The sequence below is a fragment of the Wolbachia endosymbiont (group B) of Villa cingulata genome (assembly GCF_964028285.1).
GTDB lineage: Bacteria > Pseudomonadota > Alphaproteobacteria > Rickettsiales > Anaplasmataceae > Wolbachia.
In genome coordinates this window covers 687,555-711,038 of record NZ_OZ034766.1, presented here as the reverse complement: position 1 = coordinate 711,038, position 23,484 = coordinate 687,555, and the positions used below count along the sequence as shown (strand labels likewise).

Here is a 23,484-nt window from a genome sequence, read left to right as displayed (position 1 = left end):
TCTACAACATTATTATGTTTTTGCTCAATAGCAATATCTAGCGGCGTGCTGCTTCACGTGCACTATTATCATAGACTACTGATCCTATATACTCAGAATGAACGTTATTAATTTTTTCAAGAACTTTTTTTAAAGACCTGCTAACTGTTTGCGCATCAGAATCAGATAGCTTCGCTATATCACCTTCCGGATTATTCCATATTCCTTTTTCTATTTCATGAAATTCCTTGCTAGTAGCAGAATCAAGTATCTCTTTAGCTTCCATATTAACAAAAATATCACCCTTTCCTTTATAGATCTGTACTAATCTAGATTTTATTCTATCTTGAATTTCATTCTTAATATTTAGGATCTCATTCTCAACATCCCGATCTCTAATCTTACTCCTATCTATATTCTTTCTTAATATGTTCTCCAACTCATTAACGGTAAACTGATGGCTACGCTTACCTTCTGAAATGGAAAATAAATCTATATTATTAATAGCATCTTCAGCATTTCCAATTTGACCATTTTTAACAATAGCTACTTTTAAAGTTTTTGAAGTATCAAAACTAAAATAAATCTTTTTAATATTTAACTTTTCTGCAATTTTTGTATCTAGCAAAGTAGAAAAGCTCCCTAGGAAGAAGTGTGTAAAAAATCCTGCTTTTTCTACAGAGTGTAAATAAGATGGAATCTGATCCACAAATGACTGAAATCTCGGTTCAAAAGATTTAAAATCCTCATCTTGCCGGCTTATACCAACTTCTTTACTTGCTTCCTCTATCAATAACTGTATTAACTCAAAGTCTTGTGGTCTTACTTTACCCATGACTCTTTTTAAGCCTTTTGCAAGCTCTTTATCATTATCAATAATATTCCTTTCAAGACCAAAATTATAATGGTTTCGTTTACCTGATGCACCAACATGAAATAACTGTATTTGAGTATTTCCATTACCATATTGAGTTTCAACATCACCAGAAACACTAATCGTTGCGCTAAGCATTCCACTCATTGCTCTTATTTCAGGTTCACCTCCCCAAGTATCAGGGTTCCTCATGTTTTCCAAGTAACGCTCAAAATCACCTTCAACAAAATCTCTGAACTCATTTCTATAAGAACTTATGTGATCAACTACTCGATTACGAAATACGTTTCTTACTAAATTTGCAAATGTATCATCATAATTCGCAGCACCTAAATTCCGAACCAAACCTCTAATATGATCTAAATTTTGGGTTACAGTTCCATCATTTCCAAATAGTACTTCATACCTTTGTCGAAATAAAGCATCGTCGTTTCTGACGGGTATTAAGTAAGCCATAGTAACAGACCAAAATAAGCAACTACCGTCTCCTGGAACATCGATTCTCTTAACCTGACTTCCACTTTCGGAATCAACATCAGATCTCCGATAACGCTTAAGTTGATAAAATTCTTTAGCTTGCTCTATATATTGTATTTGATCCGATAATTCGGTAATCTTTGAATTAACGCCTTCTTTTTTTAGGTGATCTGTTAGATATTGTGTCTTAAACATAAAGCCCCCTTCATTACATTATACCAAACCCACTATTTATTATCAGAAATACAAGCTATTTTTACCCGCATACTAACTTGGATATATAACATTTGTATTATAATGCAACGCCTTTTTGACAGAAGCTAAAGTAGTAACAAGAGAAACCCTCACCTGTTTTATAGAATTGCCTTATAATACCTTAATTGACCTTACCCAGAAAAAGTAGACAGAAAGTTAAGACGTTTTTGCTATGAGAATGATGAATCAAAAAGCTCAGGAATGCAATAGTTAATAGTAGAATGTCTACGCTGTTTATTATAAAAAATTTCTATATATTCAAATATTGCGGTTTTAGCTTGTTGTGCAGAGTGTTGTGAAGTATCAATGAGTAACTCTCTCTTAAGTGAACTAAAAAAGCTCTCTGAAACAGCATTATCATAACAACAACCTTTGTGACTCATACTAGAAGTAATATTTTTTGTACTTAGTAAAAATTGATAATTTTTAGAGGTGTATTGCGATCCTTGATCGCTATGAAATAGTAGATTTTTAGCAGATTTGCGCCTACCAATAGCCATGAATAACGCATCTATAACTAATTGCCTATTTACTGCATTACTCATTGACCAGCCAATCACCATGCGTGAATATAAATCTATTATTGCTGCCAAATATAACCATCCTTCATTAGTTTTTATGTACGTAATATCAGTTACCCATATCTTGTTAGGTTGATCAGCGATGAAATTCTGATTTAATATGTTAGGAGTTATAACTCTATTGTCTATTTGTGGTTTTTTACTTTTAAACTTTCGTCTAAGCTTAGCTTGAATGCCATTTTTCTGCATAACATTTTGCACTGTTTTGATGTTATAATTTTTACCTAAAGCCTTTAATTCAGCGTGAATTTTAGGAGCTCCGTATCTGCATTGTGATGCTCGATATACCTTCTGAATATCTTGTATGAGCTCTTCTCTTATTGATTTTTTGTTGTTTTTTTCCTTAGTAATCCATTTATAATAACCACAAGCAGATACGTTCAAAAATCTGCATGATTCCCGTATTTTATAGCATTTTTTATGTTCTTTTATAAAAGAATATTTTACTCTTTTTGGTTTGCAAAATATCCCAGGGCTTTTTTTAAAATGTCTCTTTCCCTCGTTACTCTTGCCAGCTCTTTCTTTAAATCAAACTTTTCTTTGTCACAATGAGCTACTTTCCCTTTTCCTGGAAACGCATCTACTCCAGACATTCTATCATTGTATGTTTTTACCCATCTGCTTAATGAATCACCGCTAATACCCAAATCTCTTGCTATTTTTGCTGATGATTGACCTGTTTCTTTTACTAGTCTTATAGCTTCAATTTTGAATTCTGCTGTATATTCTTTTCTTTTTGTCATACCACACCTCTTTGAAAAAACGTTTTATTTTACTTCAAAAACGTCTTAACTTTCTGTCTACTTTTTCTGGGTAAGGTCAGTCTTTTCTCGTCTACCTTATTTTATCACTCTGCTGAACAGATACCTTTACTTTTTATAATTTCATTGGCAATAATACGGCTTTCAAAATCGACACTTATTATGTCAGATAGTGAGTTAATATCAGAGTACTTGTCAAAGTTTTCTATTGTTGATTTTACTACCTCTACTACTTCTAAAAAGCCGATTCGTGATTTCAAGAATTCATTAACAGCTATCTCATTTGCAGCGTTCAAAACAATACTATTTGTATGTGGAGAAGAAGAATTTAACACTTCCATGCTTAGCTTTAGTGAAGAAAAACATTTGTGGTCTGGTTCTTGAAAGGTCAATTTTTTTTGTTTTGTTAATTCTAACTTGTAGTTCAAAGTTGATCTTTCTGGCCAAGACAAAGCATATGCAATGGGAATTTCCATATCAGTTTCTGCAAGCACAGCAAAGCTGAATCCATCGTGATAAACGACAATTCCATGTACTATCGATTCAGGGTGCACTACTGCTTCAATTCTATTTGGGCTAATATTAAAGAAATGATGTGCTTCTATTATTTCTAGTGCCTTATTCATCATTGTTGCACTATCAACTGAGATTTTCTTTCCCATTTTCCAAGTAGGGTGACTTAGTGCCTGATTTACTGTGATATTTCTTAATTGTTCAAGGCTATAATTTAAAAATGGTCCACCAGAGGCAGTGAGTATAATCTTTTCTACACATTTATCATCATTTTGCAAAACTTGAAAAATTGCGTTGTGTTCAGAGTCGATGGGAATTATTTGTACGCTCCTTTCTTTAGCTTTTTCAAGCAGTAACTTGCCACCACAAACAATGCTTTCTTTATTTGCTAGGGCAATAACTTTAGTACCGCTTTCTATGGTCTGCATGACTGGCTTAAGGCCTGCAATGCCAACTATTGCAATAACTGAGAGATCAACAGGTAGAGAAGCAACATTTGCTAGACCTGGAGCACCAACTTCTACTTTGACGTTTGTACCAAGTAGATCTTCTTTTAAATCTTTGTAGAACCTTTCATCAGAAATGGCAGCATATTTTGCATTAAGTAGATTTGCCTGTTGTGCTAGCAGAGCAAAGTTAGAATTGGCACTTAGTGCTTCCACCTGATATTCTTCCTTTCTCTTTAAGAGCAAATCTACAGTCTTTTTTCCAATGCTTCCTGTTGATCCTAAAACTGAAACTTTTTTCACTAATTACAATAAAATCTTCTTAGTTATTTAGTAACCAAGCTCATGATCATCACCAACAGATGGTGAAGGACCAGGTGAAAAAGATTGGCCATGATGATCACCTGCATCATGCATATCATGCAAACCATCGGCACTTTGAGCTATTTCATTGTTAGAGTGGGGATAATCATCCGGATGATGCCCCTCATCACCGTAGTCCATACCCATTCCTTCTGATGGCATATCTTCTCCACCACCACCTGAAAAATATTCAGCAAGACTTTCAAGAAATTTTATGCCAAACATATTACCTGATTTCCCAAATAACGTTACTAGACTGCTACCACTAACCAAACCTTCAAACACATTATTATAAGCAGCAATTGCTCCTTCATGAAAGTTGAACATCCACTTCATTCCATCCACAATTGTTGCAACAGAGTCACTATGACCAAGACCGAAACCACTTTTCTCACTAGCGGCTTCCTGGTGTTGCTGCTGTGCCTGCCATTCTGCAATATTTGGACCTTGTGCTTCACTCATAAACTTTTATTCTAAGCCTTAAGCTATTATTTTACCAAAAACACTGTAAAATATCAATTGTTTAAGAGAGGTTATCATAAAAATAGCTAACACTAAGCTATTCTTATGATTCTGATTACTCTATACCAAAACATCGATGATGTGCTGTAGTAACAAAGTGATGAAGGAAGGTCCTTTTTATCTTGAGGTTTAAAACAGCTTCTATTTCTTCTTAGAAGACTGCTCCTCTCTCTTTCCTTTTTATTTTATTATCTGAATATTAACTTACTAAAAAATTATTGACAAGTACTAATAATTTAATTATTATTAGTACTATATTAATAATAAAGAAGAGAAATGCCTACTACTGATTCATCTAATAATAACATATCTACATCACCTCCGCCACCGCCACCTCTCCCACCTCTGGGTTGGAAAAACACTTGTAAGCATAACGATAAAGATGGAAAATCTCCTAGTGTTACTGCAGAAAAAAGCAGCAGTGGCAATAAGCCAAGAAGAGATCAATCTAAGAGTCCTGTTCAACAACCAACTTTAGATTTTAGCAATCATCCACTATACCTGCAAAAACAAAAAGAACATAATGCGAGTGACAAAACTAAAAATGATAGAAGCAATATTAGACAGAGTGAGCCAAATAGAGGATTAACTTCCAAGCCTGTATCACATAGAGTTTTTAGTTCTCAACAAGGTAATGGTAATAGTAACAAACCTTCCAGTAATTCAGGAACTAACAATAGTACTCAATCAAAAAAAGGGCTATCTGAGAATCCTATTCAACTTGCAACAGAACAAAAAATCGATACTCCCATTTTGATTAATACTTTAGTTGGAATAAGTAAGACAGCTGCCTTAAAATATTTAATTGCTACTTTGTTGCTATGTATATCTAGTGTTACAGCTGGTATATATACATATCTTTCGATTTCAGTAACACTAAGTGATCCAGTACTTTTCACAGTTATTGCTTTTGTTTCTGCATCGGTTATGTTGAGCTTAGCTGCATATCTTATCAATTCACACCTTTCTGCAATAAACAGCGAGAAAGGAGTTGATCCTGGTAGAAAACAACCACAAGATTTACAGGAAGCAAAGGGACTTGAACACAGCAATACTTATACATCATCACCTCGAGTAGCGCTTAGAACATCCAGTGTACCGACACCACCTACTCTAAAGAATAATACTACTAATAAATCCATACCCTCAGGAGGTGGCAAGCAACAAGAAAGTGGAGATTTCCAGTCTGAGTTGTCCAAAGTGCTCGAACAACGAAGGAAACAAACTTGTGGAAAGGACAACGTACAACAGCAAAACAACGAAGTATGTCAAAATCAATCACAAGATAGTAGTTTACAGAAAGCAAACGGACTTGAACATAGCAATACTTATGCATCATCACTTCCAGTAACGCTTGGAACATCCAGTGCACCGACATCACCACCTCCGCTACCTGTGAAATCAAACGATCTGTCTACAGCACCAAGGGTAACAAGAAAAAGTAGCCCTAGTGATGCTAATCAAAAAGATGTGCAGCAAAAACAATCTAATACTTCAGTGGATGCTCGAAGCAATCTAATTACAGAAATTAGAATAGGTACTTCTTTGAGACACGTTCCAGATGAACAGAAAAATTATCTTCCTAAGGATGAAAAACAAGAGAGCGACGTACAATCGCGAAACAAAGAAGTACATCAAATAAGGAAAGTTGAAAATCAAAAAACTGACAAAGAGCCAAACAATAGTGAGAGTATTCAACAAGGAAATTATATGGATGAGGGTTTGAGAAGCACAGTTCTAAAGCAAAGAAATAGAAGTGGTTTTCAAGATGAAGAGCTAGATTCCTTAGAGGAACGAGATGATTCTCTTTGTAGTTTGGAAGAATCACTTACAGAACCAAATAAAATGTTCAATCAAGAGCAAAAGAACTATGTACACTCGCTAAACGAATCAATAGTATTAAAGAATATAATGTCCAGTACAAATCCATTACTAAATAGCCCTAGTAATAATTTATTGAGCAATAGTGGTAATGTACCTGATGATGAAGATTGGGAAACACAATCACAGTCTATAGCTTATATTTACTGTGATAGGACAAGACAAGAGAAAAAGGAGAAAGGTGCTTCTCCTTCTGCAACAAAAGGAAGTGGTGCAGACCAAGTGAGTAATGAGGTGCAAGAATCATCTACTGTTTCTGTTAAGGAAAAGATTAAGAATTTCCAAGGTTTAAACAAATAGAAGGAAAACACTACAACTTTCCTTTCCTAAAATAAGTTTACCTACAGGCCTGATTGTACTAAGATTACTTAGTACAATCAGATTTATCAAATGCGCTTATCTCAATATTACCTGCCAACTTTAAAAGAAACCCCGGCTGGTGCTGAAATTATTTCTCATCAATATTTGTTACGTGCGGGCTTAATCAAGCAGACAGCATCTGGAATTTATTCTTGGCTGCCGCTTGGCCTTTTGGTACTTAAAAATATTGAAAATATTATCAGAGATGAAATTGGTGCTATTGAAGTGTTGATGCCTTGTGTGCAGCCAGCAAGTCTTTGGCGAGAGTCAGGACGTTACGATGATTACGGCAAAGAAATGCTACGTATTAAAGATAGGCATGAAAGCGATATGCTTTTTGGTCCAACACATGAGGAGGTGGTAACTGATTTGATTAGAAATACGGTAAAAAGTTACAAAGATTTACCACTTTGTTTATATCAAATTCAGTGGAAGTTTCGTGACGAAGTAAGGCCACGTTATGGTGTTATGAGAGGCAGAGAATTTCTGATGAAGGATGCATACAGTTTTGATGTAGATTACGAAGGTGCACTGAATTCATATAATTTGATGTATAAAACTTACATAAAAATCTTCAAACGCATGGGACTTACTCCAATTGGAGTGAGGGCAGATACAGGACCAATTGGAGGAAATTTAAGTCATGAATTTCATATATTGGCAAGCACCGGTGAGAGCACTTTATATTATGACAATAAATTTTCTGAACTGCTAGAGAGTGAAGATATTGAAAGTCTGAAGAGCATATATGCAGTTGCAGACGATATGCATGATCCTGAAAGTTGTCCTATACCGCAAGAACAGTTAAATGTTAGCAAGGGTATTGAAATAGGGCATATTTTTTATTTTGGTGATAAATATTCGAAGCCTATGAAGGCAAGTGTTACTTCTCAAGATGGAAAAAATGTTAATATGCATATGGGTTCGTATGGTATTGGAGTTTCAAGGCTTGTTGGCGCAATAATAGAAGCTTTCCATGATGATAAAGGAATTATCTGGCCAGAGGCAGTAGCTCCTTTTAAAGTTGGTTTGATCAATTTACAAACAAAAGTAGCGGAGTGTGTAAATGCTGCAGATAAGGTATATAAAATTTTGAAAAGTGATGAAGTGCTTTATGATGATACGGACGAGAGTATAGGAGTAAAATTTGCTAGAATGGATCTGATAGGCTTGCCGTGGCAAATAATTATTGGAAAGAAATCAGTAACTTCAAATATAGTTGAAGTAAAAAATAGGGCAACTGGAGAGGTAGAGGAAATACAAGTTGAAGAAGCAATAAATCGTTTTAGCGCAAAATGATATACGGTATTGGCACTGACATAGTATATATACCCAGAATATTGAGAATATCACAAAAATACGGGGAAAAATTTCTCAATAAAGTCTATACTAAGAAGGAGATAGAGATAAGCAAAAAATATAATAGCCAAGAAGTAAGGGCAAAATATTTTGCTAAACGCTTTGCTGCAAAGGAAGCTTTTGTTAAAGCGCTAGGCACTGGATTCAGCCAGGGAATTATAATGAAAGATATAGAAATATACAGTAATATCAGGGGAAAACCACATCTTGCTATCACAAAGGATTTCATCTCGAAAGACTACAAGATACACCTTTCTCTAAGTGATGATCAAGATTATGCTACTGCGTTTGTTGTAATTTGCGTTTAGTAGATGTAATAGTTTAGACTTAATCTGACAAGCATGAATTATCTGACAGAAGAATCGACGAAGTCAAAACCGATATCAGAATCTGCTTTAATGTTATCAATATTTTTTTGGTAAGCAATATGCATACTGTCAAAAAAGGTCTGCATAGGAGTCTTACCGTAGCAATACTTACCAGAATGAGGTCTAGCTCTATTGTAAGAATGCAACCAATGATCAACATCTAACTGAAGCTCTTCCAAAGTACTATAAATCTTTTTCCTAAAGATAATATTGTAACATTCGTCTTGCATAGTTCTATGAAGCCTTTCACATATACCATTAGTCTGTGGAGAATAAGCTTTGGTTCTAGAGTGATCAATATTTTCTATTCCCAAATATAGCTGGTACGCATGATTCCCTGGTTTGCCACAATACTCCGTACCTCTATCGGTTAAAATGCGTAGCAATGGAACTTTCTGTTCATCAAAAAATGGTATAACTCTATCATTGAGAAGATCTGCAGCTGTTATGGCAGTTTTCTCCGTATAAAGCTTAGCGAAGGCCACTCTAGAGTAGGTATCAATAAAAGTTTGTTGATAAATTCGTCCAATACATTTGATATTGCCTACATAATAGGTATCTTGACTACCTAAGTATCCAGGGTGTTGTGTCTCAATTTCGCCATGTGCCTCTTTTTGTTCCTTAGCTTTTTCTAAAGCAGTAACTTGCTCCTCTGTCAAAATTATACCATCTTGTACTACCTTCGCTTCCAGCGCTTTCAATCTCTTTTTAAAATTTTCAAGATCGTTTCTTTGCCATATTGATCTTATCCCGCTAGCAGATATTAGAATTCCTCTCTTTTTCAGTTCATTTGCTGCTCTTTCTTGTCCATATGCTGGAAATTCTATTGCTATTTCAACTACTGCTTTTTCTATATTCTCTGATACTCTATTTGCATATAATGGCTTACTTTTACTTATCTCATGTAATCCCTCTTCTCCTCCTGTTTCATATAGTTCTTTGAATCGGTAAAATGTATCTCTCGAATATCCCATCACTTTACATGCCTGCGATACATTCCCTAATTGTTTTGCAAGTTCTAGCAATCCTAACTTTGGTTTTAATATTTTTTCTTGTGTTGTACTCATATCTGACACTCCTTTAAAATTTGTTTATATTTTTATCTTACTCTATTCGCTTGTCAGATTAAGTCTAAACTATTACAACTTGATCTGGTAGATTGGCAGACTAAACAAAATATTATTAGAATGTTAATTCATCAAATTGAAATCAACCACAACCACTTATACATAGTATTTCGCATAAAAAATCTTGCAAATTTTGATCAAAATAGCCATAATAGAATTATGCAATGTTGTACTAGCAGTCAAAACGAGCAGTTGCTAATAAAATTTACTGTAAGTATACAACAGATGCGTGCTAGCCATTTCGGTATCTTAATTGCTACCATATAGCGAGATAACGGTAAACCTAGAGCTATTGTAGACATAAGTTTTAGCTATATGGTATTTGAAGTAATAAATGCAATAAAAAATAATTTGTTAGCATGCTTTCCAACAGAGACAGTATATGCTCTTTCTTGTAATGCGCTAGGTAACGAATCTATAGAAAAAATATATCGAATAAAAAAGCGTTCTCAAAACAAGCCGCTCTCTGTATTTGTTAGTAATATTGATAGTTTGATAAATATAGCAAAGGTAAAGGAAGAGTATATCGATTTAATAAACTATTTTTCTCCTGGACCAATGACCTATATTTTACCACTTCAAGATAACAGTATATTACCAAATGAGTTCTTTAAAGATAGTATAGGCATAAGAATTCCTGATCATCCTATTGCGATTTCAATATTAAATGAACTGAAAACTCCAGTAGTTGCAACTAGTATTAACATTTCAGGAGAAAAAAGTATATGCAAAGCAAGAGATATACCTCAGTCTATTAAGCAGCACTTATCTGCAGTAATTGAAGATGATGAATTAGTTTCTGGTATAGAATCTACTATTATTGACTTAACTGGAGACAAGATTAAGGTTTTAAGAAAAGGTAAAATTTCATTACAAACAATAAATAACGAATTTTCAAACTAAGATCTATAGGAGAAAGAATGAAAAAGGTGATAGGCCACAACCAAGCAAAAAAAAAGATAATGAACAACTTGTCTGTTCAATCTTGGCTGATCTGTGGTAAAAAAGGTATAGGAAAAGCAACATTCGCAAAATCCTTTTCTAATTGGTTTCTTATCAAAAATTACGATGAAGTAGCATTAGACTTACACATTGTTGAAGGTGATACGATAGGAGTGGAAAAGGTGAGAGAAATGAAAAATTTTCTGCACTTAAGCCCCATTCAATCAGAATATAAGATAGCTATAATAGATAGCTTGGAGGCAATGACTAGCAATGCTAAAAATGCAATATTAAAGATATTAGAGGAGCCGCCAAAAAATTCTAAAATATTTGTAATTAGCCATAAGCCATATGATGTACAAGTCACTATTAGGTGTAGGTGTTTTCAGCTGAATTTACTTCCATTAACTTACGATGAAACAAAGCAGGTTGTTTCATCTCAGTGTAAATTCGACGATAAAATATTTAGTGAGATCATTACTTTGTTTCCTGGAACTCCGGGAGTAATAATAAATGCAATAAACAGTGGTGCTTATGAGTCACATAAGCATTTTTATACATTTTTCCGTAATCTAAATAATTCTGATATAGTTAATAAAATAATTAATAGTGAGATTGAGCTAGAACTAGCATCACATATAATTCAAACCTCCATTTTAGAAAGTATAAAGAAAGAAGTAAATAATGTTGAAATTCTACTAAGTCAATGGAAAGAAATAGATGAACTTTTCGTTGCTGCAAAGCAATTTCGCTTAGATAAAAAGCATGTTTTAGCTAATGTAGTTAACATCATGACACAAAAATGTAATACTTTTAACATAAATTTATGATAAAATTCTGCTAATTTAATACTGAAAGTATATAACTTGAATGATAATAAATTAACTGTATGGCAATCAATAGAAGTTTTAACAAACACTATACTGAACATGCAGAAAGAATTGAGTTTAATCAAGAATACATCTTTAGATCAAGACGTCACTTTAGAAAAAGGGAGAGTGACCTTACCCAGAAAAAGTAGACAGAAAGTTAAGACGTTTTTGCTATGAGAATGATGAATCAAAAAGCTCAGGAATGCAATAGTTAATAGTAGAATGTCTACGCTGTTTATTATAAAAAATTTCTATATATTCAAATATTGCGGTTTTAGCTTGTTGTGCAGAGTGTTGTGAAGTATCAATGAGTAACTCTCTCTTAAGTGAACTAAAAAAGCTCTCTGAAACAGCATTATCATAACAACAACCTTTGTGACTCATACTAGAAGTAATATTTTTTGTACTTAGTAAAAATTGATAATTTTTAGAGGTGTATTGCGATCCTTGATCGCTATGAAATAGTAGATTTTTAGCAGATTTGCGCCTACCAATAGCCATGAATAACGCATCTATAACTAATTGCCTATTTACTGCATTACTCATTGACCAGCCAATCACCATGCGTGAATATAAATCTATTATTGCTGCCAAATATAACCATCCTTCATTAGTTTTTATGTACGTAATATCAGTTACCCATATCTTGTTAGGTTGATCAGCGATGAAATTCTGATTTAATATGTTAGGAGTTATAACTCTATTGTCTATTTGTGGTTTTTTACTTTTAAACTTTCGTCTAAGCTTAGCTTGAATGCCATTTTTCTGCATAACATTTTGCACTGTTTTGATGTTATAATTTTTACCTAAAGCCTTTAATTCAGCGTGAATTTTAGGAGCTCCGTATCTGCATTGTGATGCTCGATATACCTTCTGAATATCTTGTATGAGCTCTTCTCTTATTGATTTTTTGTTGTTTTTTTCCTTAGTAATCCATTTATAATAACCACAAGCAGATACGTTCAAAAATCTGCATGATTCCCGTATTTTATAGCATTTTTTATGTTCTTTTATAAAAGAATATTTTACTCTTTTTGGTTTGCAAAATATCCCAGGGCTTTTTTTAAAATGTCTCTTTCCCTCGTTACTCTTGCCAGCTCTTTCTTTAAATCAAACTTTTCTTTGTCACAATGAGCTACTTTCCCTTTTCCTGGAAACGCATCTACTCCAGACATTCTATCATTGTATGTTTTTACCCATCTGCTTAATGAATCACCGCTAATACCCAAATCTCTTGCTATTTTTGCTGATGATTGACCTGTTTCTTTTACTAGTCTTATAGCTTCAATTTTGAATTCTGCTGTATATTCTTTTCTTTTTGTCATACCACACCTCTTTGAAAAAACGTTTTATTTTACTTCAAAAACGTCTTAACTTTCTGTCTACTTTTTCTGGGTAAGGTCAAGTAGATAATCCATCTAAAAAACAACTTATAAAATCAAAACTTATTATGTCAATTTCCTAAAGAGTATCTTCTTTGGTGCTCTTTTTTTTTATAAGTTTTCTCCATAGGAGAAAATTGACTAATTACAATTTGTATCTTCCTAGTATCAATTTTCAATAGATTCATCGATGTATAGCTATAGTTTTATCAGTGTAAGGCTAAATATGCTAAGCTTATAAAGATGACAAAGCTTCAAAAAAAGCCTAACATAGTGGAAAAAGCTTTATGAAAATCAAAGTTGGAGTAATAGGCTGCTTAGGCAGAATGGGTAAGAAAATACTCAATGAATTAATTACGAATACCAAAGTGGAAATAGCAGGTGCTGTTGCTCGCTTGGGCAGTGAGTATATAGGCTTAGATATTGGGCCTATTGTAGGCAATAATTGCAATTTAGGAATCAAAATTACAAGTTCTATTAGTGAGGTATTTGAATCGTCTGATGTTGTAATAGATTTTACAACTAAAGAATGTATGCTAGAATGCCTTAAGGCGGCCGTGAAATTTAAAAAACCGCTAGTTAGTGGCACAACTGGAATAGAAGGTCTAAATTTAAAAGAATATGCTGCTAAAGTTCCAATATTATGGTCAGCAAATATGAGTATAGGAGTTAATGTGTTGCTGAAATTGGTAAAAGAAGCTGCCAAGCTTTTAGGTAATGAGTATGACGTTGAAATTTGGGAAATGCATCACAATTTAAAAAAGGATTCACCATCTGGAACAGCTATAGAGTTTGGTAAAGCAGTTGCTAACGCTGCAAAAGTGGATTTTGAGCTCAATCAATATTCACATAATAATTCAAATATAAGAGGGAAAGGAGGAATAGGCTTTGCAGTATCTCGTGGAGGTGGAGTAATAGGAGATCACAGTGTCATGTTTGTCAATTCCGATGAACGAGTAGAATTAAATCACAAGGCAATTGATCGTACAACGTTTGCTAGAGGGGCGGTTCAGGCAGCAATATGGTTGTGCGAGAATAAAACTCCAGGACTTTATTCAATGCAGGATTTAGTATGAGCGATAAATACGCTTTCGTTAAAAATTTAAATCTTTGGTATGGCTCTAAACAAGTTTTATTCGATATAAATTTGAATATTTGCAAAAAGAAAGTCACAACTTTTATCGGACCTTCTGGGTGCGGTAAATCGACATTTTTGCGTTGTTTTAATCGTATGAATGATTACGTACCTGGATGTAGAGCGACTGGTGAACTGGTAATCGATGGGCTGGGTAATATATATTCACGTGATATGGATGTTGTATTGCTCAGAGCAAAAGTTGGTATGGTATTTCAAAAACCCAATCCTTTTCCAAAGTCAATATATGATAATGTTGCTTATGGGCCTAAATTGCATGGCATGGTGAAAAATAAGCAAAAATTAGATGAAATAGTAGAAAGTAGTTTAACTAAGGTTGGTTTATGGGAAGAGTTGAAAGATAGATTGCAAGATAGTGCACTAAATTTATCTGGTGGCCAGCAACAAAGATTATGCATTGCTCGTGCAATTGCAGTAAAGCCAACTATTTTATTAATGGATGAACCATGCTCTGCTCTTGATCCAATGGCAACCAATGCAATCGAAAATCTTATACAAGAATTGAAATTGAGGTTCACCATAATTATGGTAACTCATTCGATGAAGCAAGCTAAAAAATTATCTGACAGCATAGTTTTCTTTTGCAATGGCAAGATTGTTGAATTCGGAAGTACTCAAGAAATCTTTGAAAATGCTCAGTCTCCTTTAACGAAGGAGTATATTCTGGATCATTAGCTTAATAGTTGATATTTTAATTTTTTCTATGTATAATTTTATCAAGTTTGTTGTGATAGGGGGTTAAAATGTTTAGTACAAGTGAAGCAACAAAAAAGTTGTTTAAAGCTATTGAATTTCAAAATGCTAGTGGTGAAAGAATAACACCTGAGGAAGCTTGGAATCATTTTCAACAAGCATTGAAAGAAGGAGCGAATGTTAACGCGTTTGAAGATGGAATGACACCTTTGATGTCCATCCTGACCTTACCCAGAAAAAGTAGACAGAAAGTTAAGACGTTTTTGAAGTAAAATAAAACGTTTTTTCAAAGAGGTGTGGTATGACAAAAAGAAAAGAATATACAGCAGAATTCAAAATTGAAGCTATAAGACTAGTAAAAGAAACAGGTCAATCATCAGCAAAAATAGCAAGAGATTTGGGTATTAGCGGTGATTCATTAAGCAGATGGGTAAAAACATACAATGATAGAATGTCTGGAGTAGATGCGTTTCCAGGAAAAGGGAAAGTAGCTCATTGTGACAAAGAAAAGTTTGATTTAAAGAAAGAGCTGGCAAGAGTAACGAGGGAAAGAGACATTTTAAAAAAAGCCCTGGGATATTTTGCAAACCAAAAAGAGTAAAATATTCTTTTATAAAAGAACATAAAAAATGCTATAAAATACGGGAATCATGCAGATTTTTGAACGTATCTGCTTGTGGTTATTATAAATGGATTACTAAGGAAAAAAACAACAAAAAATCAATAAGAGAAGAGCTCATACAAGATATTCAGAAGGTATATCGAGCATCACAATGCAGATACGGAGCTCCTAAAATTCACGCTGAATTAAAGGCTTTAGGTAAAAATTATAACATCAAAACAGTGCAAAATGTTATGCAGAAAAATGGCATTCAAGCTAAGCTTAGACGAAAGTTTAAAAGTAAAAAACCACAAATAGACAATAGAGTTATAACTCCTAACATATTAAATCAGAATTTTATCGCTGATCAACCTAACAAGATATGGGTAACTGATATTACGTACATAAAAACTAATGAAGGATGGTTATATTTGGCAGCAATAATAGATTTATATTCACGCATGGTGATTTGACCTTACCCAGAAAAAGTAGACAGAAAGTTAAGACGTTTTTGAAGTAAAATAAAACGTTTTTTCAAAGAGGTGTGGTATGACAAAAAGAAAAGAATATACAGCAGAATTCAAAATTGAAGCTATAAGACTAGTAAAAGAAACAGGTCAATCATCAGCAAAAATAGCAAGAGATTTGGGTATTAGCGGTGATTCATTAAGCAGATGGGTAAAAACATACAATGATAGAATGTCTGGAGTAGATGCGTTTCCAGGAAAAGGGAAAGTAGCTCATTGTGACAAAGAAAAGTTTGATTTAAAGAAAGAGCTGGCAAGAGTAACGAGGGAAAGAGACATTTTAAAAAAAGCCCTGGGATATTTTGCAAACCAAAAAGAGTAAAATATTCTTTTATAAAAGAACATAAAAAATGCTATAAAATACGGGAATCATGCAGATTTTTGAACGTATCTGCTTGTGGTTATTATAAATGGATTACTAAGGAAAAAAACAACAAAAAATCAATAAGAGAAGAGCTCATACAAGATATTCAGAAGGTATATCGAGCATCACAATGCAGATACGGAGCTCCTAAAATTCACGCTGAATTAAAGGCTTTAGGTAAAAATTATAACATCAAAACAGTGCAAAATGTTATGCAGAAAAATGGCATTCAAGCTAAGCTTAGACGAAAGTTTAAAAGTAAAAAACCACAAATAGACAATAGAGTTATAACTCCTAACATATTAAATCAGAATTTCATCGCTGATCAACCTAACAAGATATGGGTAACTGATATTACGTACATAAAAACTAATGAAGGATGGTTATATTTGGCAGCAATAATAGATTTATATTCACGCATGGTGATTGGCTGGTCAATGAGTAATGCAGTAAATAGGCAATTAGTTATAGATGCGTTATTCATGGCTATTGGTAGGCGCAAATCTGCTAAAAATCTACTATTTCATAGCGATCAAGGATCGCAATACACCTCTAAAAATTATCAATTTTTACTAAGTACAAAAAATATTACTTCTAGTATGAGTCACAAAGGTTGTTGTTATGATAATGCTGTTTCAGAGAGCTTTTTTAGTTCACTTAAGAGAGAGTTACTCATTGATACTTCACAACACTCTGCACAACAAGCTAAAACCGCAATATTTGAATATATAGAAATTTTTTATAATAAACAGCGTAGACATTCTACTATTAACTATTGCATTCCTGAGCTTTTTGATTCATCATTCTCATAGCAAAAACGTCTTAACTTTCTGTCTACTTTTTCTGGGTAAGGTCATAGGTTGCTTAAGATAGGACTCTACACCTCCCTGCGGTACTCCGCTGAGACGCTTTATTCTTGTTCCATCTTCAAGTTGTATATCTGCACTTAGCCATCTTTGTATGTATAAGAGAATCCACTTGTTTGTAGTGTGTTTTCTGACTGCTTTCATCAGTAGATTGTGCTCTATGTTATCAAACATTCCCTTGACGTCAAACTCTATTAACCAATTTTGGTAGAAGCATCGCTTTCTAGTTTGTCCTATCGCATCTAACGCCGATTTATTTGGCCTATAACCATATGAATCTTCATCAAATACCTTCTCAAGCTCTGGTTCTAAAACACTTCTTACAACTTCCTGCGCTATACGATCGGAGACAGTAGGTATTCCAAGTGTCCTTGTCCCTCCTTCTGCCTTGATTATATCACAAGCCTTTACTGCAGGTGGAAAATAACTACCAGATGACAGCCTATTCCATAACTTATAAAGGTTCTTGCTTAAATCTTGATCAAACTTTTCAATTGTTAGATCATCAATACCTGCCCCTCCTCTGTTTTCTTTAACTCTTTTATAAGCCGAAAATACCAGAGATTTCGGTATATCAAAAGGCTTTGTTCGTTCAATCATTTTCATCCTCCTTCAAGTTGAATGATTTACTAAAGTCGACTAGCTCAACCCCTTCGCTCCATAGTCATTACAACCACTTCTTCACTACTACGAGTTGATCCGTCCCAGTGATTTGCATCGCTACTCTAAAACTTGAGGATTGGCCTCTTGCTTGTCTCGCTTTTCATCAAATCGACTGGTTCCTGCAGTTCCTTATCAAAGCCCAGATCAGACTCACGCCACCTTTATGCCGAACACCGCCTACACAGTAATCAGGTTCACTGTAAGCTCTTAAGAGGAGAACGATTCACTCCCCCTTTCGATGTTCACTTCCCATTTCGACACGTTCATCAGTGGTTCACTTACGTTCGCCTTTCTGATCCTCACCTTCCAGCTCTTACGCTGATTTTTCCTTAACGCTTATGACCCTATCTCTTAAATAGAGCCACTTAAGGTGGTTTGAAACCTGCTCCTGAAAGCCGATTTCGAAGGACCTTCCTTCATCTTCAATAAAGCTTCTCACAAACATTATTCTGCTTGTTGCTGCAGCACACTATCATTATTGGCTTCATTCAGGTTTAAATTTCTTTCCAACTCTTCTGATGTTTTCTCCCCAGCATCTTGGGATTTTATTGATGAACTTTTCCGTAAGTTTTCTAATTCTTGTGCGTCCATCAACACCTCACTATTAAAGCTTAAGTACAAATGATACAGCACTATAATTGTTTAGTCAAGGTAAATACTAGTATATTAAGTAAATATTTACTATATTAATATGATTGCTTAAATTCACAACTAATTGTTTGGGGGAATAAAAAGATTGTGTTTTGTAGGTGATTTGCGTAGCGGAAGGTGTTACCCCAGTTTTACAACACCCGGGGTAACGATAAAGAAGGAAGGAGAGATGGTATGAATAAGTATTGCTTGGTTGGAAGCAAGAGAAGATAATGACTTCTCAGAGTGGATAGGTGGCAGGTTGGATATTTTTCTGAAGCACTTTCTGCTCAGGGAGTAGAAAGAAGACTTCGTAGGGGAGATTAACTGCCCCTGCCACCGAAAATCATCGTGAGGCTCACAAAATGTGATGACCTCGTATAGGAGTTTGGAACAACCGGCAATATTCTACTCTGATATATTGAAATATGCAATTGGAGGAAAAAATATGCGTCACATTGGAGTTGATTTACATACCAATAGTTTTACTGTTTGTTCCTTACAGGAAGGGAAACCTGAGCATATTCAAACGTTTCGCTTAAAAGACTTGGATAATTTCACCAAAGATCTTCAAGAAACAGATGAAGTAGCCATAGAAGCAACAGGTAACAGCTGTTTCTTTTATGATGCAGTTTCACCTTACGTTAAACGCATAGTAATAATTGCTCCTGGGCAGTTTGAAGTTGTTCGTCGCTCTGTGAACAAAACAGATAAGCATGATGCACGAGCTATTGCTTTCTTTCTCAGCAAAGATATGTTGCCTGAGGCAAGGTGCAAAAACAAACAATGCCAGCAGTTAGCTTCTCTTCTTCAAATGAGAGATCAGTTAGTAAAGTCACGGGTATCTTTAATCAATAAAGTTCATGGTCTTTTTAATTACCATGGAATAAAAATTAAAAAAGAAGTACTTACAACTAAAGTAGGATTTGAACGTGCTACTCAAAAGCATAATTGGGATCCTTTAGAAAAAGTTGAAATTGAAGTGATTAGCTATCATTTAGAAGCTATCCGAGAAAGCCTTAAAAAGCTTGAAAAGGAAATTATAGCTTTCGCTAAACAACTTCCTGGGTTCAGCAATCTTATCAGCATAAAGGGAATAGGTCCAATTTCTGCAGCTGTTTTTATTGTAACAATTGGAGACATTAATGATTTCCGTAGACCTGAGAAACTTACTGCATATTTTGGAGTTGTGCCAAGAGTTTCTCAATCTAATCAGCAATGTACAATTGGAAGAATTACCAAACGAGGGTCAAAAATAGCGCGTACTTCTTTAGTTCAATGTACTTGGATTGCTGTACGTTACAGTCCTTACTTGAAAAGCTTTTATGAACATATAAAAAAGAAGCGTGGTTCTGCTAAGGCTATAACTGCTACTGCTAGGAAATTTCTTATAACTATTTTCTACACTCTTAAAAATAACTGGGTTTTTAAAGATTTTACAAAATTTGAAATTTTTACTGGACAATAATCATAGGAGAAAGTTATATGTAATAGTTTAAAACTATTACAAGTTTATATGCTCTGTCCTTGAATATTCTGTTGTTCAGTGGTAGCATTTTCCAAATTTGTAGAGATAGGAGCAAACATCCTTCTCGCTAAAGCCGTTGACAATGTAGCACCAATTCCAGCTCCAATTGCAGCTATAAAACCAGGGCCTAATAATTCCATATTTGTTTCAGTGCTGCTGCTAGTTATATTGTTAGTTAACATCATCGTGCCTGCTCCTAAGGCTGCTACTAACCCAATCCTTGACGGTTTACTTGTTGCATCAAGAGAATATTGTACTACTTCTCTAAGCCCTGAATTCCTGTTTTTTAACGCTACTGCTATTGATACTGGTAATATGACCATTATTGGAATGGATAATAGTCCTCCAAGTGTTGTACCAATAATTTCACTCACTTTTGATTTTCCAAGATTAACTCCTAAGGCTGTTATACCTAATACTCCAATTGAGGTGATAATCCTTAGATTTCTCTCTTCCATTTCTCTCACATGCGCCTCATATTGTATTGTAGCTTCTGCTAACGCTAATCCAATACTATTTGGTTGCTGTGGAATCTGATTTACTCGCCCTAACTCTTGTGAAGTTTTCCCTCCAATACTTTTGACGGCATCTTCTAAGTCTAACAATGATCTGTTATTTAACCTTACGTTATCTTGACTATCACAAAGGATAATGTAGTCTAAAATTGTCATTCTCAGATCACTCATTTCTATATCATCATTAATATGATCTTTTAATTCATCGATAATCTTTAATGCTCGCTCTTTCATATCTTTTTCCTCTTCTGCATTAATTGGTGCAAGTATGAGAAAAATCATTCCAAGCAACTCTTGTTGTAAGTTTTTTAAATCCATAATAATTATCATTAATATTGAGTTAAATAATATAGTACTATAGTTACTTAATCAAGTTAATTATTAAGATATTAAAGTATAAGATACCAAAGAGTAATATCCTTAGCCGTAAAATACAAAAATAACTGACGGGTTCTTTATAATTAGAAATATTAAGGAATTTACTAAATAAAAAAGGTAAAAGAATGTTATCTACTCTTCAGAGTCAGCTATTTAGCTAACTCTGAAGAGTAGGAAAGAGCTATATGCTCTGTCCTTAAATATTTGTTTGTTCAATAGTAGTACTTTCCAAATTTTGTAAAGATTCAAATTCTTCTTGCATATCCAGTATGTCTTCTATTACTTGCTGATCTTCATCTTTTTCTTCTAATTGAAATGCTGCTGCTTCTTGAGGTGTTTCTAGCAGTTTTTTTAATATTTCTGTGCGCAGTTTCTCTGTTATTGATTTCCACTGTAGCATTACTAGCATTTCATTGTGCAGCACTGACATTTTCTGTAGTGTTTTCACTTTTTCTGACAGTCCTTTATTTTCTTTTTGCAATGCTTCTATTTTTCTTTGCTGATACTGATTATCTGAATTTGTCATTGGTAATCCATGCATAACCTACTCCAAGTTAAAATTTAGATATTATTAATTAAGTGATACAGTTTCTTTAGTCAAGATAAGCATCAATATATTATAACATTAGGATTAACAACCAAAAGAATAGAATGAAATATCAGGCAATATCCTCTATAATTAAACTTTTAAGATGGAAAAATGACAATTCGTGTAGGAATTAATGGTCTTGGTAGAATAGGCAGAAGTGTATTGCGTGCTATTTTTGAAGTAGAAAACTATAGTGAGCAAATAGAAGTTGTGGCGGTAAATGGGTCGCTCAGTGCTGAGCAGCATGCACATTTGATTAAATATGACTCTGTTCATGGCAAATTTAACGGCGATATTGATTTTAACGAGTCTGAAAATTGGCTATCTATAAATGGCAGGAAATTTTCTTTATATAGAGAACGTAGCCCTGAAAATATTCCTTGGAATGTTGATGTAGTGCTTGAATGCACTGGTGCATTCAACAAGCGTGCGGAAGCAGCAAAGCATAATGCAGAGAGAGTAATTGTCTCTGCTCCAGTTTCAGATGCTGATGTAACTGTAGTTTACGGCGTAAATAACGATATGCTAAAAAAGGAGCATAAAGTGATCTCAGCAGGTTCTTGTACTACAAACTGTCTGGCTCCGATTGTACACGTTTTACACTCCAATTTAGGCATAAAAAGCGGTTTTATGACCACTATACATGCCTATACGAATGATCAAAATATTCTTGATGGCAACCATAGAGACTTACGTAGGGCAAGAGCTTGTGGCCTTTCTATGGTGCCAACTACAACTGGAGCAGCAAAAACAATTGGTTCTGTCATTCCTCAGTTAAAGGGTAAGCTAGATGGTACTGCTATTAGAGTTCCGGTTAGCAACGTTTCTATGGTTGATTTTAAATTTTTAGCTGATAAGAGAGCAACAACTAAGGAAATAAACGAAATATTTAAGAATTCAGCAAATCATGTGCTTTCCGTATGTAACGAGCCTTTAGTTTCAATAGACTTTGTCCATAACCCTTATAGTGCAATTGTGGATTTAGCTGGTACATATGTCACAGGTGATATCTGTAGAGTTGCAGCGTGGTACGATAATGAATGGGCTTTTTCACTGAGAATGTTAGATATAGCTTTATTGTAAAGTATGAACGAAAACTCACAAAAATATGCTTCATTTTATGAGCACTTTGCGGAACTTAGAAAAAGGGTTATTTTTTGCTTTCTATTTTTTTGTGTTACCTTCGGGTTTTGTTACTACTTTAAAGAAAATATATACCGCTTTTTACTTGCACCTTTAATAGAAGTTACAAAAGATAGCAATGATTTTTCTCTAATCTATACAGACTTAACAGAAGCGTTTTTTGTATATCTCAGGGTTGCAATAATGAGTGCACTGTTGTTTTCTTTTCCTGTGTTTGCATGGCAATTCTACATATTTCTAGCACCTGGCTTATATAAAAGAGAAAGGGCAGTGTTATTGCCATACTTAATTGCAACACCGGTTTTGTTTGTAACGGGAGCCGCTGTAGCTTACTACTACATATTTCCCTTAGCCTGGAAATTTTTTATTGCTTTTGAACATAGCGGTAAATCTTTCGGTATACCAATAGAGTTTATGCCATCAGTTAGTGAATATTTAGACCTTGTTCTTCAATTTATGTTTGCATTTGGCACTGCATTTCAAATTCCAGTTATACTCACCTTAATGGTAAGAGTAGGGCTAATCACTGCACAAAGTTTGTCAAATAAACGGAGAATTGCGATAGTGGTAATTTTCATTATTGCTGCAATCTTAACTCCACCTGATGTACTAAGCCAAGTAGGACTTGCAATTCCAATGCTGGTATTATATGAGCTCTCTATCCTGATATGTAGATATATTGAGAAGAAAGCAAAGGATTGAATCAAGAATATTATTTATAAACAAAGAATGAGCACCGGAGCACTTTTTCTTGAACATTGAAGTGGGA

28 protein-coding genes are annotated in these 23,484 nt (G+C 34.3%); 16 read left to right on the top strand and 12 right to left on the bottom strand.

Annotated features, from left to right (window positions below; translation table 11 throughout):
- Positions 1-37: 37 nt before the first annotated feature.
- From ABWU52_RS03685 to ABWU52_RS03665, 5 genes are all read right to left on the bottom strand, one after another.
- Complete coding sequence (locus ABWU52_RS03685; protein WP_353277653.1) at positions 38-1,525, bottom strand: OTU domain-containing protein; 1,488 nt, start codon at positions 1,523-1,525, stop codon at positions 38-40.
- A gap of 230 nt (positions 1,526-1,755) precedes the next feature.
- Positions 1,756-2,634, bottom strand: a complete 879-nt coding sequence (locus ABWU52_RS03680; protein WP_353277659.1) for an IS3 family transposase — start codon at positions 2,632-2,634, stop codon at positions 1,756-1,758.
- Complete coding sequence (locus ABWU52_RS03675; protein WP_064085359.1) at positions 2,610-2,909, bottom strand: transposase; 300 nt, start codon at positions 2,907-2,909, stop codon at positions 2,610-2,612. The genes ABWU52_RS03680 and ABWU52_RS03675 overlap by 25 nt, the downstream gene beginning before the upstream one ends.
- Before the next feature lie 104 nt (positions 2,910-3,013).
- Positions 3,014-4,189, bottom strand: coding sequence for a 1-deoxy-D-xylulose-5-phosphate reductoisomerase (dxr, locus tag ABWU52_RS03670; RefSeq protein ID WP_353277651.1), 1,176 nt, complete (start codon positions 4,187-4,189; stop codon positions 3,014-3,016).
- A 27-nt stretch (positions 4,190-4,216) separates the two neighbouring features.
- Complete coding sequence (locus ABWU52_RS03665; RefSeq protein ID WP_010406678.1) at positions 4,217-4,711, bottom strand: hypothetical protein; 495 nt, start codon at positions 4,709-4,711, stop codon at positions 4,217-4,219.
- Between the two features lie 336 nt (positions 4,712-5,047).
- On the opposite strand from ABWU52_RS03665, the gene ABWU52_RS03660 reads away from it, so the two are divergent.
- From ABWU52_RS03660 to ABWU52_RS03650, 3 genes are all read left to right on the top strand, one after another.
- Complete coding sequence (locus ABWU52_RS03660; RefSeq protein WP_353277650.1) at positions 5,048-6,952, top strand: hypothetical protein; 1,905 nt, start codon at positions 5,048-5,050, stop codon at positions 6,950-6,952.
- 90 nt (positions 6,953-7,042) lie between these two features.
- Positions 7,043-8,311: a proline--tRNA ligase gene (proS, locus tag ABWU52_RS03655; RefSeq protein WP_353277648.1), complete on the top strand. Its 1,269-nt coding sequence runs from the start codon at positions 7,043-7,045 to the stop codon at positions 8,309-8,311.
- Positions 8,308-8,679, top strand: coding sequence for a holo-[acyl-carrier-protein] synthase (locus tag ABWU52_RS03650; protein ID WP_015587654.1), 372 nt, complete (start codon positions 8,308-8,310; stop codon positions 8,677-8,679). The genes proS and ABWU52_RS03650 overlap by 4 nt, the downstream gene beginning before the upstream one ends.
- Before the next feature lie 38 nt (positions 8,680-8,717).
- Here ABWU52_RS03650 and ABWU52_RS03645 read toward each other — a convergent pair whose 3' ends face one another.
- Positions 8,718-9,806, bottom strand: coding sequence for an IS481 family transposase (locus ABWU52_RS03645; protein ID WP_353276176.1), 1,089 nt, complete (start codon positions 9,804-9,806; stop codon positions 8,718-8,720).
- 375 nt (positions 9,807-10,181) lie between these two features.
- Here ABWU52_RS03645 and ABWU52_RS03640 point away from each other — a divergent pair, with 375 nt between their 5' ends.
- The 3 genes from ABWU52_RS03640 to ABWU52_RS03630 are packed head-to-tail and all read left to right on the top strand — an operon-like array spanning position 10,182 to position 11,857.
- Positions 10,182-10,769 carry an L-threonylcarbamoyladenylate synthase gene (locus tag ABWU52_RS03640; protein ID WP_006013379.1) on the top strand — a complete coding sequence of 196 codons (588 nt, stop codon included), beginning with the start codon at positions 10,182-10,184 and terminating at the stop codon, positions 10,767-10,769.
- 17 nt (positions 10,770-10,786) lie between these two features.
- The gene (locus ABWU52_RS03635; protein ID WP_353277646.1) at positions 10,787-11,638 is read left to right on the top strand and encodes a DNA polymerase III subunit delta'; all 852 of its coding nucleotides are present in this window, start codon (positions 10,787-10,789) and stop codon (positions 11,636-11,638) included.
- A gap of 36 nt (positions 11,639-11,674) precedes the next feature.
- Positions 11,675-11,857, top strand: a complete 183-nt coding sequence (locus ABWU52_RS03630; protein WP_353277644.1) for a hypothetical protein — start codon at positions 11,675-11,677, stop codon at positions 11,855-11,857.
- Here ABWU52_RS03630 and ABWU52_RS03625 read toward each other — a convergent pair.
- Both ABWU52_RS03625 and ABWU52_RS03620 read right to left on the bottom strand, forming a co-directional pair.
- Entirely contained in the window at positions 11,852-12,730 is an 879-nt protein-coding gene (locus ABWU52_RS03625; RefSeq protein ID WP_353277659.1) for an IS3 family transposase, read from the bottom strand. The two genes, ABWU52_RS03630 and ABWU52_RS03625, sit on opposite strands and share 6 nt — an antisense overlap.
- A complete protein-coding gene (locus ABWU52_RS03620; protein ID WP_064085359.1) occupies positions 12,706-13,005 on the bottom strand; it encodes a transposase in 300 nt (99 codons plus the stop codon). Before ABWU52_RS03620 ends, ABWU52_RS03625 begins: the two co-directional genes overlap by 25 nt.
- Before the next feature lie 344 nt (positions 13,006-13,349).
- On the opposite strand from ABWU52_RS03620, the gene dapB reads away from it, so the two are divergent.
- From dapB to ABWU52_RS03585, 7 genes are all read left to right on the top strand, one after another.
- Positions 13,350-14,138, top strand: coding sequence for a 4-hydroxy-tetrahydrodipicolinate reductase (gene dapB / locus ABWU52_RS03615; protein ID WP_052264993.1), 789 nt, complete (start codon positions 13,350-13,352; stop codon positions 14,136-14,138).
- The gene (pstB, locus tag ABWU52_RS03610; protein ID WP_010401422.1) at positions 14,135-14,893 is read left to right on the top strand and encodes a phosphate ABC transporter ATP-binding protein PstB; all 759 of its coding nucleotides are present in this window, start codon (positions 14,135-14,137) and stop codon (positions 14,891-14,893) included. Before dapB ends, pstB begins: the two co-directional genes overlap by 4 nt.
- 68 nt (positions 14,894-14,961) lie before the next feature.
- A complete protein-coding gene (locus ABWU52_RS03605; RefSeq protein WP_353277642.1) occupies positions 14,962-15,183 on the top strand; it encodes a hypothetical protein in 222 nt (73 codons plus the stop codon).
- Between the two features lie 29 nt (positions 15,184-15,212).
- On the top strand, positions 15,213-15,512 hold the full coding sequence (locus ABWU52_RS03600; protein WP_064085359.1) for a transposase: 300 nt from the start codon (positions 15,213-15,215) through the stop codon (positions 15,510-15,512).
- A complete protein-coding gene (locus tag ABWU52_RS03595) occupies positions 15,488-15,985 on the top strand; it encodes an IS3 family transposase (RefSeq protein ID WP_353277708.1) in 498 nt (165 codons plus the stop codon). The genes ABWU52_RS03600 and ABWU52_RS03595 overlap by 25 nt, the downstream gene beginning before the upstream one ends.
- A 76-nt stretch (positions 15,986-16,061) precedes the next feature.
- On the top strand, positions 16,062-16,361 hold the full coding sequence (locus ABWU52_RS03590) for a transposase (protein WP_064085359.1): 300 nt from the start codon (positions 16,062-16,064) through the stop codon (positions 16,359-16,361).
- Positions 16,362-16,420: 59 nt separating this feature from the next.
- The gene (locus tag ABWU52_RS03585) at positions 16,421-17,215 is read left to right on the top strand and encodes an IS3 family transposase (protein WP_353277640.1); all 795 of its coding nucleotides are present in this window, start codon (positions 16,421-16,423) and stop codon (positions 17,213-17,215) included.
- Here ABWU52_RS03585 and ABWU52_RS03580 read toward each other — a convergent pair.
- Together ABWU52_RS03580 and ABWU52_RS03575 are read right to left on the bottom strand one after the other, a co-directional pair.
- Positions 17,210-17,869 carry a reverse transcriptase domain-containing protein gene (locus tag ABWU52_RS03580; RefSeq protein WP_353277638.1) on the bottom strand — a complete coding sequence of 220 codons (660 nt, stop codon included), beginning with the start codon at positions 17,867-17,869 and terminating at the stop codon, positions 17,210-17,212. The two genes, ABWU52_RS03585 and ABWU52_RS03580, sit on opposite strands and share 6 nt — an antisense overlap.
- A gap of 507 nt (positions 17,870-18,376) precedes the next feature.
- A complete protein-coding gene (locus ABWU52_RS03575; protein ID WP_353277637.1) occupies positions 18,377-18,523 on the bottom strand; it encodes a hypothetical protein in 147 nt (48 codons plus the stop codon).
- 487 nt (positions 18,524-19,010) lie between these two features.
- Between ABWU52_RS03575 and ABWU52_RS03570 the strand changes: the two genes are divergently transcribed.
- On the top strand, positions 19,011-20,030 hold the full coding sequence (locus ABWU52_RS03570) for an IS110 family transposase (RefSeq protein ID WP_353277694.1): 1,020 nt from the start codon (positions 19,011-19,013) through the stop codon (positions 20,028-20,030).
- A 44-nt stretch (positions 20,031-20,074) separates the two neighbouring features.
- Here the strand turns inward: ABWU52_RS03570 and ABWU52_RS03565 are convergent, their stop codons facing one another.
- Complete coding sequence (locus ABWU52_RS03565) at positions 20,075-20,923, bottom strand: hypothetical protein (protein WP_353277635.1); 849 nt, start codon at positions 20,921-20,923, stop codon at positions 20,075-20,077.
- Positions 20,924-21,179: 256 nt separating this feature from the next.
- Positions 21,180-21,524: a hypothetical protein gene (locus tag ABWU52_RS03560; RefSeq protein WP_353277633.1), complete on the bottom strand. Its 345-nt coding sequence runs from the start codon at positions 21,522-21,524 to the stop codon at positions 21,180-21,182.
- 159 nt (positions 21,525-21,683) lie between these two features.
- Between ABWU52_RS03560 and gap the strand changes: the two genes are divergently transcribed.
- Both gap and tatC read left to right on the top strand, forming a co-directional pair.
- The gene (gene gap / locus ABWU52_RS03555; protein WP_211908049.1) at positions 21,684-22,655 is read left to right on the top strand and encodes a type I glyceraldehyde-3-phosphate dehydrogenase; all 972 of its coding nucleotides are present in this window, start codon (positions 21,684-21,686) and stop codon (positions 22,653-22,655) included.
- 3 nt (positions 22,656-22,658) lie between these two features.
- Entirely contained in the window at positions 22,659-23,417 is a 759-nt protein-coding gene (gene tatC, locus ABWU52_RS03550; protein WP_353277631.1) for a twin-arginine translocase subunit TatC, read from the top strand.
- Positions 23,418-23,484: the final 67 nt, after the last annotated feature.